Raw genomic sequence first — 17137 nt, forward strand, 5'->3', positions numbered from 1 at the left:
GCTTGCTTTTCCCTCTTATGTAATCTGCAATCAGCAGAAACTAACGCCTCTGCTGATTGAAAATAAGAAGAGATAAAGCCTTTTCATTTTAGTTAGCTACAGGCTTACAAAATTGCTCTACTACTTCTTTGGCTGGAATTGAGCTAATCGCACCTTTTCCAGTTGTCGTTAAGGCACCGCTTGCATTTGCAAAACGTAAAATAGCATCGTGGTCAGAGTCAAGAATAGCCGTTAAGTTTTCTTGTGACACATCGCGGCTTAATAGCTGATAAAGGAATCCGCCAATAAACGCATCTCCTGCACCTGTTGTATCAACAACTGCTACTTTGTAACCGTTTGATTCATAGACAGCTTGTTTTGTATAAAGCGCTGCGCCTTCTGCACCTTTTGTGAACACAACTACTTGAACGTCACCTGTAAATAGAGACTGAATCGCTTGCTGTTCATCTTCAATGCCTGTGATAAACGATAGCTCGTCGTCTGAAATTTTGACAATGTGCGCTTGAGGAATAAATTCTAAAATCGTTTGACGGCATAGCTCATGGTCTTTCCACAGCGGAAGACGTACATTTGGATCAAAGCTGATAACGCCGCCTTTTTCTTTCATGCTTTTAATCGCTTTCATATGAGCGTATTTCATAGGGCTTTCAACTAAATCAACCGAACAGAAGTGAAGAACATCGTTGCTTGCAAACCAATCAGAGTTAATTTCGTCTTCAGTTAGCAATAAATCTGCTGAAGGATTACGATAAAAGCTGAAATCTCTTTCTCCGTCTTCACGCAGGGAAACAAAAGCTAAAGCTGTGTTTGCTTCTTCTGTACGATAGACCATATCAGTACCTACTCCTACTTCACGAAGCGTATCTACTAGAAAGTCTCCAAACGCATCTTCTCCAACTTTTGTAATAAGCGCTGACTCATTACCGTATGTAGCAACAACTGCTGCAACGTTTGCCGGCGCTCCGCCTGGCACACGCGTAAACGATTCCACTTCTTTCAATTGAAGACCTTTTTGAGCTGGAATCATATCAATTAATACTTCACCGATACTAAATAACTTACCCATTCTATTCACCTTACTTTTCTTTTTGTCATATTGTCATACTATGTTCCAAAAAATCCTTAAATCAAATTATACGTCCCAAACATCTTTTTCGTAAAGAGAAATTTCCAATTTATTTTAAAAAAATCACAAATTATCGTTTTTTTCTCACAATGTTTTATTGGTTAATTCCGTTCCATCCCTTATCAAACCTGAGATTGAAATGACTTTCTTACACAAAGGTCGCGGAATAAAAAAAGTTAATTTCCAGTTTAAACTGTTTATTTATTCATTTTTCGTTCGACATCTCTTCTCTTATTTCCTGTTTATTCGCCGTGAATATGCAAATAATGATAAAAATTCGCGTTTTTACCCCTATTTAAGAAGGAATGGCTTAAAATGTGTCGAATAGACTTAGGTAGGTATATGACATTATGTATGTTACACTAAATACAAGGCAAGGAAGGGAGAATCAGTCATGAAAATCAATGTTTTTCTAGACGACTATCGCAAATGCCCTGACGGTCATGTTTTAGCCGAAACGATTGATGAATGTATTGATCTGCTAAGATCATTCGATGTTGAACATTTATCACTCGATCACGATTTACTGAGTAAGACACGGAATGGATTAATGCTCGTGCATTTTATGGTAAAGCATCATTTATATGCCGATCGAATTACGATTCACTCCGCTAATCATTCAGGCAGCAAAGCAATGTACAACTGCTTTAAGGACGCTCAAAAAGAGCATAAAATGCCAAACAACATTAAAATTCTAAGATGCCCTCTGCCTCTTCGATGATACCTGCACCCTCACACATTCATTTCAACAGAATCTGTCCGATTCAATTCTCACAGACATCCTGTTTCTATAAAATGAAGAACAATACTGCTTGTTCGATACGTATAGATGTGAATACGCTTTAAGCAGTTTATATTATATAGAAGAAACCGCTCTAAAATACCGTAATGCTAGCTTTAAAAAGCAGACTATATGGTACAAAGAGCGGTTTTTTTGCTATTTAGACAGTTTAGCAGAATTCAAGTCAGCTGAGAGAGCAGCCGGCTGTTTTGCGTTTTCTTTCAGCTGCCTAGCGTTCACGAACCAGTAAATGCTTCCCACAAACAGTCCTCCCCCTACGATGTTTCCGAGTGTAACGGGAATTAAATTATGAAATAGCCCAGCAGCCGAAATCGCATCAGGATGCGGAAGCAATAAAGCTAGACCAAGAAACGTCATATTTGCCACGCTGTGCTCGTATCCTGAAGCAACAAATGCAAACAGCATCCAAAAAATAAGCATGATCTTTGCCGCATCGCTTTTAGTGCGCGCAGCCGTCCAAATTGCCAGACAAACAAGCCAGTTGCAAAGGATGCCGCGAAAAAATAATTCACTGACCGGCAAATTCATTTTTTTAGCTGCCAGCGTCATAAGTAAATGGTTCGGTTCAATTCCTTTAAACAAACCAGTTCCGGTAATTAACAAGCAAAGCCCAAACGCACCTATCGCATTTCCGATAAAACACCACGTCCAGTTTTTGAACGTATCTTTCCATGTCGTGACTCCCGATAGCGTACTGACTGTATAAACCATATGATTCCCCGTAAACAATTCAGCTCCTGCAAATACGACAAGCAGGAGAGCAACAGCAAAAGATAACCCCATCACAAGAGAAACGACCGGTAAAGAAGCAGAGGCCAAAGGTGCTCCTACCGATAGAGCTAATATAACGCCAAGTCCTACGTAAGCACCCGCTAGCACAGCTAACAGCAAATAACTCGGCAAATGCTCATTCACAAGCTTCGTTTTTTCGCGTGCTAACTCATTCATTGACTGCAGTGAATTCTTAAACAAAAGTGTTTCCTCCTTTTATTCATCTTAGACGCATACTTTTTCTTCTGTTTTTTCCAAAAACCAAGAAAGAGCAGAAGCTTGCTTCACCACTTCACCAATCACAATCATCGCGGGATTGCTGACTTGCTGTTCAGCAGCCGTGTCTACAATTGTGCCAAGCGTCCCTGTAACCGTGCGCTGATAAATAGACGTACCTTGTTCAATAAGCGCGACGGGCGTATCCGCGCTTTTTCCGGCGTCTAAAAGCTGACGGCAAATATACGGCAAGTTTTTAACGCCCATATAAATCGCAAGCGTATCAACTCCTTTTGCTAAGTGCTCCCAGCGAATACTTTCCGGCTTGCCGCTCAAACAGTGTCCCGTCACAACGGCAAACGAACGGCTCAGCTCACGGTGCGTCACAGGAATTCCAGCATAAGCAGGTGCCGCGATGCCCGCTGTAATACCCGGAACGATTTCAAATGGAATTCTATGCTGAGCGAGCACTTCTGCTTCTTCACCGCCTCTTCCGAAAATAAACGGATCTCCGCCTTTTAACCGCACGACGGTGTTTCCTTTTCTTGCGTAGAATACAAGCAAATCATGAATATCCTCTTGAGAAACGCAGTGATCACCAGGCTTTTTCCCGCAGTAGACGAGTTCCGCTCCTTCTTTTGCATACTGAAGAAGAACAGGGTTCACTAATCGGTCGTATAAAATAACATCTGCTTTTTCTAAACATTTGGCTGCTTTTATGGTTAGTAAATCTGGATCTCCTGGTCCGGCTCCTACAATGTACACTTTTCCTGTTCTCATTTTTGCTTCGCTCCTTTTAATGTGTTCCCTTGAATTTTTGTGGCGCGTTGAAAATCAACGCGCCACGGTACTTATTCTTCAATTAAAAGATACAGCAAATCTCCTTCAACAGACGCTTCGTACGTGTCGACACATCCGCTGTCAGGCTCTTGTACGTTACCGTCATGCAAGCAAATTTTCCAGTCGTGCATCGGACAGAACACCGAGTCGCCGCTCACAATTCCTTCACTTAGCACCCCGCCTTTATGCGGACAGCGATTTTCAATTGCCCGGATTTTTCCGCTTGATAGCTTAAACACCGCAATTTCTTTTCCGTTTACTTTCACTGTTTTACCTAGACTTACCGGAAAATCATGAATCGACCCTACGCATACTTTTGTAATGTTTTTATTCACCATCTTTATTTCCCCCCAGCTTTATGATGTAACAACTGTTTCGAACAGCTCTTTTTTCGTCTTTTTGCTTTCGACGATTTCTTTCCAAGGATCACGATACGTAGATAACGCTTCGTCCATACGCATATTCAGCTCTCTTCTCGTCTCAGCGTCATCAAGCACGGACTGAATGTGCGAAAGTCCCATGCGTTCAATCCATGCAGACGTACGCTCTAAGTAATTAGCCGTTTCCCGGTAATACTGCAAATAAGCTCCTGTAATGTCCATCAATTCTTCGTCTGTTTTTACTTTATACAATAAATCTCCTCCGCGAAGATGCGTACCTCCATTTCCGCCCACGTAAATTTCCCAGCCGCCGTCGATTCCAATAAAGCCAATATCTTTAATACCTGACTCAGCACAGCTTCTCGGACAAGCAGATACAGCCATTTTCACTTTATGAGGCGTCCACAGTCCTTCAAATTTTTTCTCAAGCGCAATTCCAACGCCCATTGAATCCTGCGTGCCAAAACGGCAAAACTGTTCGCCGACGCATGTTTTCACCGTCCGCAGCGACTTACCGTACGCGTAGCCAGAAGGCATATCTAACTCTTCCCATACGCTAGGCAAATCTTCTTTTTTAACGCCAAACAAATCAAGACGCTGACCACCTGTCACTTTTACGAGCGGAATTTCATATTTATCAACAACATCGGCAATTTTTCGTAAATCTTCTGCATTTGTGACGCCTCCGTACATGCGAGGAACAACAGAATACGTGCCGTCTTTTTGAATATTTGCGTGCATGCGTTCATTCACAAATCGTGATTCGCGTTCATCAACGTATCCGGTTGGATTCACCATACCTAAATAATAGTTTAGCGCCGGACGGCATTTCGAACAGCCTTCTTCATTATTCCAGCCAAGTACATTCATCACTTCACGCGTATGCGAAAGGTCTTTTGCTTTGATTTCTTCGACAACTTCATCTCGTGAAAGAGTCGTACAGCCGCAAATCGCTTCTTTTTGAACCGCCGCGTCAAAGTCAGCGCCAAGAGTATGCTGAAGCACTTCCGCTACAAGCGGTTTACATCCTCCGCAAGAACGAGAGGCACTTGTACAAGCTTTGATTTCATCAACCGATGAGCATCCTTGTTTTTGGATAGCTTCCACAATCGTACCTTTTGTTACGCCGTTACAGCCGCAAATAATATCATCGGCGCTCATGCTTGCTACTAAGCTTTCACCCGCGTTACCTCCAGATGGCTGTAAAATCGACACTTTTGCGACATCGGATACATCTTCTTGCTTTTGAATCATTGAAAACAGTCGATTTCCGTCGCTGCTTTCTCCAAAAAGAACAGCTCCTACAATTTGATTGCCTCGCAAAACAAGCTTTTTATAAATGCCGTCTTGTTCATCAAACACTTTGATCGCTTTTTTCTCTTCATCTTCCATGAAGTCTCCTGCGGAGAACACTTCAACACCTGATACTTTTAGCTGCGTGGATAAAACTGACCCTTCATAAGGAACTTTTTCTGCCCCGCAAATCGCTTTTGCTAATGCTTTTCCTTGTTCATACAGAGGTGCCACCAGCCCGTATACCATTCCTCTATGCTCTGCACATTCTCCAACCGCGTAGATGTTTGGAATATCCGTTTGCATATAGTCATTTACAACAATTCCTCGATTTACGTTAAGTCCCGCTGCTTTTGCAAGCTGAACGTTTGGCTTAATTCCAACGGCCATCACGACTAAATCAGCGTCTAAAAACGTCCCGTCCTTAAAAGATAATCCTTCAACTCGCTCATCGCCGACGATTTCCGCCGTTTGTTTTTCAAGCAAAAACTTCATGCCTTGTTTTTCTAATTCGTTTTGAAGCAGTTTGCCGGCTGTTGGATCAAGCTGGCGTTCCATTAAATACGGAGCTAAATGAATCACAGATACGTCCATCCCCAAATTTAACAGTCCGCGCGCTGCTTCTAATCCAAGGAGTCCGCCTCCAATAACCGCTGCTTTTTTATACTGCTGAGAAGCCTGCAGCATTTCATCCGTGTCTTTTATATCTCGAAAAGCCGTAACTCCTTTTTTATCAGACCCTGGAATCGGAAGAATAAAAGGAAGAGAGCCCGTTGCTAAAATCAACTCATCATACGATTCTACTCTGCCGCTGTTTGTCGCTACTTCTTTTTTCACTGAATCGATACTAGTAACCGTTTCGCTCGTATATAATGTAATATTGTTTTCTTGATACCAGTTCCAATCGTTTAACGTAATGTCTTCAACATTCGTATCTCCTTGCAGCACTTTTGATAGTAAAATACGATTATAGTTCGGATGCGGCTCGCTTCCGAAAATCGTAATTTCAAACGCTTCGCTTGAAACCTTCAATACTTCTTCAATCGCTCGAACTCCAGCCATTCCATTTCCAATCAATACGAGTTTCTTTTTTTGCATCTTCCATTCCTCCCCTGGCGTCTATACCTGCTTGTTTCAAAGATATATTTTCTATGCATCTTTAAAGATATACTTAAGATATATGAATTTTCTGAATCGTTCAACTTATGTGTTAGATTATCTAACACAGTTATGGTATGTATGCGATTCCATTGCTTTAACAGCAAGCAAAAAAAATAAGTGGTCTAATTACGTTTTAATTTGGATCATCCTTTGCATTTTTTTGTGATGTTTTTCACAACATTAATGTAGCAAGAATAACTAACCTGAGCTATGATAAAAATCACTCCTATGGAAAATGATCAATAATTTGATAGTCTTATTTTAATGACGTGAGTTAGTATCTTGTCATCTATCTTTTATCAGCATGCAAACTGATTATTGCGGGTATTGCAGACCAAGAAATCTAAATGTTTATGTACCAACAATAATTATTCCAAAAAATTCTTTATAAAGAATTTTTTAGATAAACTGTTCTTTATAGTATTTACTATCCCCCTTAAGTTCTCTATAATGAATTAATATAAACTCTATAAAGAACAGAATGGGGAATCATAATGCCACTCGTAAACATCAAAAAGATTTGGACTCCTTTAGAGATTTTTGGCTTTAAACTTTATAAGTGCAAAGACACCAAAAATTACTACTATAAAACGAAGAAAAGTCACAATCTAGCAAAATTGTAAAAAACAAACCCTCTTTCTTTTGAAAGAGGGTTTGTTTTTTTATTTTCCCGTAAACCAATTCACAACGTACTCTCCCCACACTTCATTTCCTTTTTTCGTTAAATTACCGCTGTCTTTATTTATATACTCTCCTAAATGAAACGGCCAAATGAGCGAGTGATTCATATAATATACCCAGTTTGCTTCAGAGACTCCCCTGATTGCTTCTACCCCTTCTTCATAGGACTCCGTTTGTGAAATATATGGCTGTGACGGCTGAATCATAAGGGTTTTTTTCAAGTCTTTGAGCTCATGAATGAGCTTGTCTGTATTTTCAAGCGTATCATCTAGCGTAAGGTGCTGGTAGTCATTTTTAAGAGGTGCTTCAAACAGAATAATGTTTGGCTGAAGCTGATTAATTTGATCAGCAATATGTGAGGATAAAAGCTCATCCGTTGTTTGGCTGCCGTATGAAAGGGTTTTAACCGTAAATACATCACTTCCATATGTAGCTGCTAGCTCTTTTTTAAACTGCTGAGGCCACCCTGCTTCCTTTGCGGATGTGGCAATTACAAGAGTCAGAGGCTTTTTATTTGCGATAGATGACTGGATTTGCTTTGTGATAAAGTCTGGAAGATTTTCTGTATAAGCAGATACATCGGAAAACTGTTTTTCTTTATGTACAACAGCAGTTTTTACTTCACTTGCCTGCGCTTCCGTTTGCTCCTGCCAGTGCTGCGTCCCCGCATACATCACCGCACCGCACAAAACAGCCGCCGCCACATTTACCCCAACCATCGCCTTCATTCAATCTCCCCTTTACAAGTTCTTCTTACAATCTCAGCAAATTGCTTTCATAAAGAAGAACTCAAAATTAGTAGCTCCTGCGAATATACCCTTAAAGGTCTAGCAACTCTATCATCACCGCTCTTCCGTGATGGTAGAGTTGCTACATCGATATAAAAATAATTATAGATTAGTAGAATTTGGAATGGGGGACCTTTCGTACGTAAAATCTCTACAAATACACGTATACTTCGCATATTTCCTAGCGAAACGTGAAGTTTCCGGGGAAATTACGTCACGTTTCTTAAAAAGAAAACATAATGTACGTTCATTCGCACAGGTGATCTTCCCCTTGTACAGTAGAGATACCGGCGGAATACAGCAAAAACGCGTTTTTGAAAAAGGAATGCTGCATGCAAGAAAGCTCGTTTGATCAAATCGCTTCATCTTTTCATCCATTAATTGTGTCGATGATTAAAAGATTTCATATTTACAAAGACTACGACGAATATTATCAAATTGCGTTGATTGGTTTATGGCGAGCGTATCAAAAATTTGATGAAAACAAAGGATCTTTTTCTGCTTATGCCTATACAACCGTGCGCGGTACGATCCTTTCTCATTTAAAAGGCACCATTTTATACGAAGAACGTGAAACACCGGCTGAACAGAATCTGCTTTCACTGAACGAAGATCCCGCTCTTCCCGTTCCGCTAGAAAGTGAAATCATCAAGCAGCATATCGAACATTTAACAGGAAGAGAAAAAATCTATGTGCTCGAACATCTGCTAGAAGGCTACTCGTATAAAGATATTGCCTGCAAATACGGAGTCTCCACGGGAGCCGTTAAAAACTGGGGAAAAGCAGCTCGCAAAAAGCTAAAGGCCTCGCTTCTTCAGGAGTAAGAAAAGGAGGAAGCTTATCATAAGCTTCCTCCTTTCGTTCATATGTGTAGTCCAAACGATTGTTCATATGTAGGACAAGTTTATTCGGTAAATCGAACGCATTATGCCAAGACAACCGGACTTTCTAAACAGTAATTACGAATAACAGCCGCTCTGGCCAGCTTTTTTTCTAAACTATAATAAGAAAGCTTAACTGGAATGAACGTTCCGTCTTTGAAGTGAATTAGCATGGAGGTTGGATCAACTGTAGCAAGCGTGTGTGAAGTATGAACATGAGAGGCAAAAATCCAGGCGCAGCCATAGTCATTTGGCGAAGATGTCGGAAACGCAATGATGGCTTGTGAACGATTAATAACAAGCGGCGTAAGCTGTTTGTACGGAAACATTTTTCGAACGGCGGCAATGGAGCCCTTAAACGTACTTAATTCTCGAATGCACGCTTCTTCTAATAATTGCTTACAGGTCTTGCTTAACATGTATTCTCCCGCTTCATCTAGCACCTTCGTTCGGTGCATAGGATCATTCACTGGAATTAATGCTTTTGTCGTCAAACCAATTTGATACTTTTCATCATTTGTCATACATCTACCTCCTTTTACTACTTTATAACTATTCTATACTATCGAAAAGGGGAAAATCTAGTCTTTTTTTCTCATTATTCTAAATGTTATGAATATATTTTTCATCAAAGAAAAAAGCGCTGAAACCAGCGCTTTTCTTTTAAATAAAAATGTCTAAAATAAGAACCATTGCAAACGCTGCAAACGATAGAATCGTTTCCATCACTGTCCACGTTTTTAACGTACTTCCGAACGGAGTTTCCTTCTTCAAGCGTGTTAAGGACATAGATGAATTTCGGTTGACTGTTAGCCTAAAAGCTTTTGTTTTCTGTTTCTTTATATTAAAATCAAGCTTATAAATAATAAGGTTTGATATAACAATTAATTTAGATATTAATAAACATTCAGTTTTGTCGATGTACTACCATTTAGTTTTGGTCATAAACTACAGGCAAAACGTAATCAACGATGCGATTTCAGATTATGCGAAAGAAAAGTTTGTATCATTAGGCAATAGATATAATATTACATTGGTCGAGCGGAACAACGACATTGACCACATTCATATTCTATTAAAAGCCTATCCCACTACAGAATTATCAAAGTTTATCAATGCGTACAAAAGTGCTAGTTCGAGACTGAATAAAAAAGAATTTCCTCTCGTTAGAAAGAAATGTTTTGGTCACGAAGCTTTTATTTATTGACCACTGACGGTTCACATATTGAAGTGGCAAAAGAATATATTGAAGATCAAGTGATGAAAGTGAGGTGATTTGATATGGCTAAACAAAATAAAGCTTATAAGTTTCGTTTGTATCCAAATGATGAACAAGCTTTGCTTATACGGAAAACCTTTGGTTCTGTTCGTTTCGTCTACAACAAAATGTTAGCAGAACGAAACGAAACTTACCAAAACCTTAAAGAAGATAAAGAAGCATTAAAAAAAGTAAAACACCCAACCCCTGCTAAATATAAAAAGGAGTTTAAATGGTTAAAAGAAGTAGACTCATTGGCATTGGCAAATGCACAACTGAACTTAGATAAGGCTTATAAAGCGTTCTTTAAGGGGAATGCTAGGTTTCCGAAATTCAAAAGCAAACGGCACAAACAAAGCTATACAACGAATGCTGTCAACGGAAATATTCAATTGCTGGATGGCCATATCAAATTACCTAAATTAAAAATGGTCAAAATTAAGCAACATCGAGTAATTCCTTCAGAGTATAAAATCAAATCTTGTACCATATCTATAACTGCATCAGGAAAATACTACATTTCTGTGTTGACTGAGTACGAAAAGGAGATTGAAAGAAAAGAGCTTGAAAAAGTTGTTGGATTAGATTTTGCGATGGATGGGTTATTTGTCGATAGCGAGGGTAGGAAAGCCAACTACCCTAAGTTTTATCGACAATCGCTTGATAAATTAGCAAAAGAACAACGTAAACTTTCTCGTAAAAAGAAAGGCTCTTCGAATTGGCATAAACAACGTATTCGAGTGGCTGAAATACAAGAAAAAGTGGCAAATCAGCGTAAGAACTTTCTCCACCATAAATCTAAAGAGTTGGTGTCCTCCTTTGACGCTGTTATAATTGAGGATTTAGATATGAAAGGAATGTCACAAGCTCTAAAGTTTGGTAAAAGTGTTGCTGATAATGGATGGGGAATGTTCACGTCCTTTTTGCAGTACAAACTAAAAGAAAAAGGGAAACAGCTTGTTAAAATCAACAAATGGTTTCCTTCTACTAAGACTTGTTCGAGTTGTGGGAGTATCCAACCAATGCCGATGCACATTCGAACATACACCTGTTCGTGTGGACTAAACCTCGATAGAGATTATAATTCAGCACTCAACATCAAAAAAGAAGGCATTCGCTTATTAACGACTGCCTAGTAAAAATATTAACTTTTGGAACAAGAGGGTTAGCTTGGTTTATTTCGTCAGCTACCAAGAGTGACGATTACCCAAGAAGCCCCCACTCCAAGCACCCCGTAAGGGTGGTAAGTGGTGGGTAGTTCACACGGTGAGCTTGAAGGCCGTACAAAAATCGTTGAAGAAAAATTAGCGAGCAAGCTTGTATTCAGCCAAACACCAATGCGTAATTTCATCAGGCGCTTAGAATATGAAGCCTTATCCATTCATACGGTCGTATTTTACAACCGCCCGTTTTTAATTGACGAACATGAAGACATTTATAAAGCTATTAAAGAACGCAATGCTGAAAAAGCGGAAGCGTTAATGCAGGAACACCTTCAAAAAGACTTAGAGTTTTGCCTGCATTTACTTCAAAGAAGACAATAAAAAAGCTGCCAATCGGCAGCTTTTTTATACGTACATCTTTTCTTTTACAGAAATATCAGCTAACTGTCCGCTGCTGTTTTTGAACACCACGTGTTTCTTTGAAAACTTCGTCGGTGAATCAATACCGGCTGCTGCTGCTAAATTAAACAATCCTTCACGTAATGACAGCACGTAGTTGCACACGCGATATGACTTTTCTTCAATAATAAGCGCTTTTTGCAGCTTTGGATCTGTTGTGGCTACGCCTACCGGACAGCGGTTATTGTGACAAACCTGCGCTTGAATACAGCCAACAGAAAACATAAAGCCTCTGGCAATATTAACGCAGTCAGCACCCAGCGATAAAGCCGTTGCAACTTTATCTGCCGTTAACAGCTTGCCCGATGCAAAAAGCTTTACTTCATCACGAACGCCATACTTTTTAAGCAGTTCATCCACAAAAGGAAGTCCTGAAAACAGCGGTACGCCCGCTCCGTCCGCTAATTCTTGAAACGATGCGCCTGTTCCGCCTTCTGCTCCGTCAATCGTAATAAAATCAGGTCCGCTTCCCGTCTCTTTCATATACGCCGCCATCTCTTCAAGATCATTTGTGTTTCCGACAACCATTTTAATGCCTACTGGCTTGCCGCCTACGTCTCGAAGTTTTTCAATAAACTGGAACATTTCAGGATACGACGCAAACTCTTTAAAGCGGTTTGGACTGTCTACCGATTCTCCTGGCTTTAAATTGCGGATTTCGGCGATTTCTTCCGTTACTTTTGAACCGTCTACGTGACCGCCTCGCGTTTTGGCCCCTTGCGCCAGCTTAATTTCAAACGCTTTGATTTGCTTCATTTCACTTTTCTTTTTAAATTCTTCCCATGAAAATTCGCCTTCTTTTGTCCGAACGCCAAAAAGCCCGGGACCAATTTGAAAAATAATATCGACGTTTCCTTTTAAATGATACGGTGACAGTCCGCCTTCTCCCGTATTCATCCACGTGCCGCCTGCTCGTCCTAACCCTAGTGATAAAGCCGTAATCGCGTGGTCACCAAGCGCTCCAAAGCTCATGCCGGATTGACCGATTAATCCTTTTACAACAAACGGCTTTTTGCATGAAGGACCTATAACGACCGCCTCTTCATCCCGCAAATAAAACGGATCCGCTTCTTTTTCTTCTCGGTGCTCTCTTCGGCTGAATAAGTTATCGGCGTCCATTTTATATACTTTCGTTTTAATTTTTTGCGTATTATCCGCTTTCATTTCGTCGCGCTGCTTTGGAAACACCGCGTTTCGAATGTAGTAGCCCGGTTCGCTAAAATCACGCTCTGAGCCAAATCCCATCATCCGGTTTAGATATTTACCTGACTTAACGGTTTGTTCATATTGATTTCGAGAAAACGGCTTGCCTTCGTTATTATTTAAAAATAAATACTGACGCAGTTCAGGCCCCATTTTCTCAAAAATATAGCGCATTTTCCCGAGCAGCGGATAGTTTCTCAAAACCGAATGCTCTTCTTGTTTTTCATCTTTCATCCAAAGAATAATAGCGATAATAACCGGCACTACAATCACAAGCATCATGACCGCGCCAAAAATAAGTAAAATGATTTCAAATACTCCCATGATATCCCTCCTAAAAAGACTCTCCTATACGGAGAGTCACTGATTAAAGCATTCTGCTTAGTCCTTTACGAAGCGGCGGCATTTCGAGCTCATGTTCTTTAAAGAATTTTTTCATGATGTGCTTCGAATAATTGGCTGCTTGTCCGAATGAAATTTTGCCTGGAAGCGGCGGTTCATCCGCAATAACAACATCAATCACAACAGGAACATTCGCAAGCGCTGCTTTTTCAAACGCTGTTTCGAGCTCCTCGTGTTTTTCAACGCGGTAGCCAATTCCTCCGCATGATTCAGCGAACTTCGCAAAGTTCATCTCACCAAGCTGCGTTTGGTAATCCAAGTGACCTTGAATTGCTTGTTCATATTTAATCATCCCGATTTCACTGTTATTAAGGACGACTACAACAATTGGCAGCTTGTACTTCACAGCCGTCACAAAATCTTGCATGACCATCGTAAAGCCTCCGTCACCGCACACGGCTACCGATTGTTTTTCAGGATGAGCAAGCTTTCCTGCAATCGCAGCCGGGAGTCCGCAGCCCATCGTTGCCAGCCAGCTTGAAATCACAAATTTTTGATTCGTCATGCGGAAATGTCTTGCCATCCATACCGTCACGTTTCCTACATCAACAGATACAATCGCATCATCGTCAACGATTTTTTGCAGCTTAGGAATGACTTGCTGGGGCTTGATTGGCGTACTCACTTCGTTTTCTTCTTTTTCTACGTGCTTCCACCAGTTTTCCATATTAACTTGACACTCTTCTAGGAAACGGCGGTTTTCTTGATAATCTAAATTATGCGTAAGCTGTGACAGCGTCGTTTTCGAGTCTCCGACTAATCCAATCGATACAGGGTAACGTCTGCCGATTTGTGTGGCATTAGAATCCAGCTGTATTGCTTCGACTCCATCTGGTAAAAACTCACGATATGGAAACGAAGTTCCAATCATAATCAGCAAATCGGTTTCTTCCATCGCTTCATACGCCGGCTTTGTACCAATCTGCCCGAGCTGACCTAAGTTGTAAGGATGATGATCAGGCAGTATTCCTTTACCCGGAAGCGTAAAGATAATCGGCGCCGCAATTTTTTCCGCAAACTGCGCTAACTCAAGCTTGGCGTGCTTGGCACCCGTTCCTGCTAAAATAACCGGTTTTTTTGCGTATTTAATCGCTAGAAGCGCTTTAGCTACATCTTCCGGGTCACTGTGAGAAATTGATTTTGACACATTAGCAATTGGCGTTTTTTCATCAATTTTAATCGTTGAAGACGGAATATCATCTGGAATAACTAAGACCGCGACGCCTTTTTTCGCATAAGCCGTTCGAATTGCTTGCTGCAGCAGATGCGGAAACGATTCAGGCGAATCTACTCGGTGATTAAACACCGACACATCGTCAAAAACACGTTCTAAGTTCACTTCTTGAAACGATTCATTGCCAAGCTTCGCGCGAGGCACCTGTCCCGCTAGCACTAGCACCGGTGCACCGTCTGCTTTAGCATCATACAAACCGTTTAACAAATGAATCGCACCCGGCCCTCCAATCGACAGACACACACCGATTTTGCCTGTAATTTTAGCATAAGAAGATGCCGCAAGTGCGCCTACTTCCTCGTGACGGACTTGAATAAATTCAATTTCATCTTTTTCACTGCGCAAGTTATCCATGAAATGATTGATGGAATCTCCTGGCATACCGAAAATGTGATCGATCTTCCATTCTTTTAATACCGACATAGCTGCTTTGCCAGCTGTAGTTTTTATCATATTCAGCCTTCCTTTCTTTAACGTTGTTTCTATTCCATACCACAATGAAAGAAAGACAAAACAAGGAACTTTCCCGTTTTTATGGAAAAGTCCCTTGTTTTCAGCTAAATAATTTAAATAAACTAAATTTTTTCATCGGCTCAGGGTCTAATTGATGCACCGGACGACCGTCGATAATCGCTTCTGCATTTTCAATAAAAAAATAAAGTTCTGAAGCACCGTACATATCGGAAATGTAATCATACGCTTTTGAAAGTGAATAGTCGTGGTAATTGCGAGCATGAACGCCCGAGGCAATCACGTGGGCTAAGCGGTATTTAATAAACGTACACGCCGCTTTTCTTTCTTTTTTTCCGTTTAAACCAAGAATACTAGCGGCGCTTAGCTGAATAAGTACGCCTTTTTTAACAAGCTCATACAAACGCTCAGGGTGATCTCGGAAAATCGGGTGACATTCTGGTGAACGAAGAATAGGCACAATGCCTTTTGTGAGAAGATCATACAGCGTTTTTTCAAAATAAGGTGAGACATCACAGTCAGGCAGTGAAAGAAACAAATATTTATCGGTGTGATTAAGCGTAAGAAGCTGATTTCGCTCATAGTTTCGCAGAAGTTGAGGCGATAAAGGGACAAGCTGACCTGGTAATACTTGAAGAGGAATACATGAATTCGTGAGCCATTCATTAGCTGCGTTCACATAGAGAAATAAATGGTGTTTCATGAACTCTTGATCGCTATCATAAAGCGGCGTCGCCACCACGGACTGAACGCCTTGATCCGCTAAGGAGCGTGCCATCTTCAAAAAGCCGTCTACTTCCTCAGGTCCGCTATCGATATTAGGCAATATGTACGTATGAATATCAATCACTTTATTTCCCTCCCTGCGTTTTGTATAGCTCTATTCTACGACGATTTCAAGTGTGAAACTATGTATTCTTCTCGACATTTACCACCACGAACCCCGGAAAACCGCGTACTTTCCTGTCATCTACTTAACTAACAATATTTTACTATTATTCTTTGTGAAAACGCAAACAAAATTTGTAAAATAACTCCAAATAATGATGAGAAAAGAAGGGATTGAAATAGGTCTTTGTATGCAAATACCCTGATTAAACAGAAGTTAATCAGGGTACAAAGGGAAAAGTTAAAAGATTCCTAGGAATTTTGTTTTTTTGATGCGTTCAGGCTCTTGTTTATAAACAGCCTTCCCGCTCGCAATAGCCTCAGCATTTTCCATGAAATGATAGAGCTTACTGTTGCCGTATTTTTTAGAAACAGCAGAATAAGCTTTTTGCAGGCCGTACTGCTGGTAATTTTCACGATTCACGCCAGATGCAATAACGTGTGCTAATCCGTGATCAATGAACTGATAAGCGGCTTTTTTAGCTTTACTCCCGTTGCCGCCCAGCACACTTTGTGCAGACAGCTGAACGACTGCTCCATTTTTTACGAGCTTGTACAAATGCGCGGGATTCTCTACAAATAATGAATGACGTTCAGGCTCATTTAAAATAGGCACGATGCCTTTTAACTGAAGCTCGTATGCAATACTTTCTAACACTTCAATTTCCACATCTTGCGGAATCTCTAAAAACATATATTTTTCATTTTCATTTATTGTCATCATATAATAATCTTCATTTGATACAATCATCTGGGTAGAGGCAACTATTTTATGACCTGGTAAAACTCTTAACGAAATAGAAGATTTTCTTAACCATTCATTTGCAAGATCAACACTTTCTCTACAGCTGGAATCTTTTCCGTCATAAAGAGGTGCTGCTACGACTTCTGTTACGCCTTGTTTCACTAATACATTTGCCATTTCTAAAAACTCTTCTACACTTTTGGGACCACTGTTCACATTTGGCAAGATATTGGTATATATATCTATCATTCTTTTTCTCCTCTTTCTATGCCTCAGATCATGGATAGTATTCCATGAGTTATATTATATCATAGACCCCTACCGACTTTTCTATATAAAGGAAAATTGCTTCTTATGTATAAATTTTATGTCTTA

15 protein-coding genes and 1 pseudogene are annotated in these 17137 nt (G+C 40.4%); 5 read left to right on the forward strand and 11 right to left on the reverse strand.

The genetic code is table 11. The annotated features are described in order from the left end of the window. Positions 1-88 precede the first annotated feature (88 nt). Complete coding sequence (locus ACFX4R_RS07355) at positions 89-1066, reverse strand: carbohydrate kinase family protein (RefSeq protein ID WP_165575429.1); 978 nt, start codon at positions 1064-1066, stop codon at positions 89-91. A gap of 454 nt (positions 1067-1520) precedes the next feature. Between ACFX4R_RS07355 and ACFX4R_RS07360 the strand changes: the two genes are divergently transcribed. Then, positions 1521-1847 carry a cyclic-phosphate processing receiver domain-containing protein gene (locus tag ACFX4R_RS07360; protein WP_025749520.1) on the forward strand — a complete coding sequence of 109 codons (327 nt, stop codon included), beginning with the start codon at positions 1521-1523 and terminating at the stop codon, positions 1845-1847. Positions 1848-2063: 216 nt separating this feature from the next. Here the strand turns inward: ACFX4R_RS07360 and ACFX4R_RS07365 are convergent, their stop codons facing one another. The 5 genes from ACFX4R_RS07365 to ACFX4R_RS07385 all read right to left on the reverse strand — a co-directional run bounded on the left by ACFX4R_RS07365 (position 2064) and on the right by ACFX4R_RS07385 (position 7998). Then, positions 2064-2900 (reverse strand): formate/nitrite transporter family protein, encoded by an 837-nt coding sequence (locus ACFX4R_RS07365; protein ID WP_280559203.1) that lies wholly within the window; start codon positions 2898-2900, stop codon positions 2064-2066. A gap of 24 nt (positions 2901-2924) precedes the next feature. After that, on the reverse strand, positions 2925-3695 hold the full coding sequence (gene cobA / locus ACFX4R_RS07370; RefSeq protein WP_098525360.1) for a uroporphyrinogen-III C-methyltransferase: 771 nt from the start codon (positions 3693-3695) through the stop codon (positions 2925-2927). 71 nt (positions 3696-3766) lie between these two features. Beyond that, the gene (gene nirD / locus ACFX4R_RS07375; RefSeq protein WP_013055862.1) at positions 3767-4093 is read right to left on the reverse strand and encodes a nitrite reductase small subunit NirD; all 327 of its coding nucleotides are present in this window, start codon (positions 4091-4093) and stop codon (positions 3767-3769) included. An 18-nt stretch (positions 4094-4111) separates the two neighbouring features. Then, complete coding sequence (nirB, locus tag ACFX4R_RS07380; RefSeq protein ID WP_377569229.1) at positions 4112-6526, reverse strand: nitrite reductase large subunit NirB; 2415 nt, start codon at positions 6524-6526, stop codon at positions 4112-4114. A gap of 725 nt (positions 6527-7251) precedes the next feature. Further along, positions 7252-7998 (reverse strand): SGNH/GDSL hydrolase family protein, encoded by a 747-nt coding sequence (locus tag ACFX4R_RS07385; RefSeq protein ID WP_377569231.1) that lies wholly within the window; start codon positions 7996-7998, stop codon positions 7252-7254. 392 nt (positions 7999-8390) lie between these two features. Here ACFX4R_RS07385 and ACFX4R_RS07390 point away from each other — a divergent pair, with 392 nt between their 5' ends. Then, complete coding sequence (locus ACFX4R_RS07390) at positions 8391-8882, forward strand: sigma-70 family RNA polymerase sigma factor (RefSeq protein WP_377569233.1); 492 nt, start codon at positions 8391-8393, stop codon at positions 8880-8882. Between the two features lie 101 nt (positions 8883-8983). On the opposite strand, the gene ACFX4R_RS07395 is transcribed toward ACFX4R_RS07390, so the two are convergent. Next, entirely contained in the window at positions 8984-9463 is a 480-nt protein-coding gene (locus ACFX4R_RS07395) for a competence protein ComK (protein WP_377569235.1), read from the reverse strand. A 359-nt stretch (positions 9464-9822) separates the two neighbouring features. On the opposite strand from ACFX4R_RS07395, the pseudogene tnpA reads away from it, so the two are divergent. From tnpA to ACFX4R_RS07410, 3 genes and pseudogenes are all read left to right on the forward strand, one after another. Beyond that, positions 9823-10214 (forward strand): annotated as a pseudogene (tnpA, locus tag ACFX4R_RS07400) (IS200/IS605 family transposase). Between the two features lie 6 nt (positions 10215-10220). Beyond that, on the forward strand, positions 10221-11333 hold the full coding sequence (locus ACFX4R_RS07405) for an RNA-guided endonuclease TnpB family protein (RefSeq protein ID WP_305157529.1): 1113 nt from the start codon (positions 10221-10223) through the stop codon (positions 11331-11333). 114 nt (positions 11334-11447) lie between these two features. Then, positions 11448-11741 carry an FCD domain-containing protein gene (locus ACFX4R_RS07410; RefSeq protein WP_318331076.1) on the forward strand — a complete coding sequence of 98 codons (294 nt, stop codon included), beginning with the start codon at positions 11448-11450 and terminating at the stop codon, positions 11739-11741. A gap of 24 nt (positions 11742-11765) precedes the next feature. Here the strand turns inward: ACFX4R_RS07410 and ACFX4R_RS07415 are convergent, their stop codons facing one another. The 4 genes from ACFX4R_RS07415 to ACFX4R_RS07430 all read right to left on the reverse strand — a co-directional run bounded on the left by ACFX4R_RS07415 (position 11766) and on the right by ACFX4R_RS07430 (position 17011). Then, positions 11766-13346, reverse strand: coding sequence for an FMN-binding glutamate synthase family protein (locus tag ACFX4R_RS07415; RefSeq protein WP_377569238.1), 1581 nt, complete (start codon positions 13344-13346; stop codon positions 11766-11768). 43 nt (positions 13347-13389) lie between these two features. After that, positions 13390-15111, reverse strand: coding sequence for a pyruvate oxidase (locus tag ACFX4R_RS07420; protein ID WP_377569240.1), 1722 nt, complete (start codon positions 15109-15111; stop codon positions 13390-13392). Positions 15112-15211: 100 nt separating this feature from the next. Further along, positions 15212-15979, reverse strand: a complete 768-nt coding sequence (locus ACFX4R_RS07425; protein ID WP_318331074.1) for a tyrosine-protein phosphatase — start codon at positions 15977-15979, stop codon at positions 15212-15214. A gap of 279 nt (positions 15980-16258) precedes the next feature. Next, positions 16259-17011, reverse strand: a complete 753-nt coding sequence (locus ACFX4R_RS07430; protein WP_053486971.1) for a CpsB/CapC family capsule biosynthesis tyrosine phosphatase — start codon at positions 17009-17011, stop codon at positions 16259-16261. Positions 17012-17137 lie beyond the last annotated feature (126 nt).

It is taken from the genome of Priestia sp. YIM B13490 (genome assembly GCF_042787735.1).
GTDB lineage: Bacteria > Bacillota > Bacilli > Bacillales > Bacillaceae_H > Priestia > Priestia megaterium.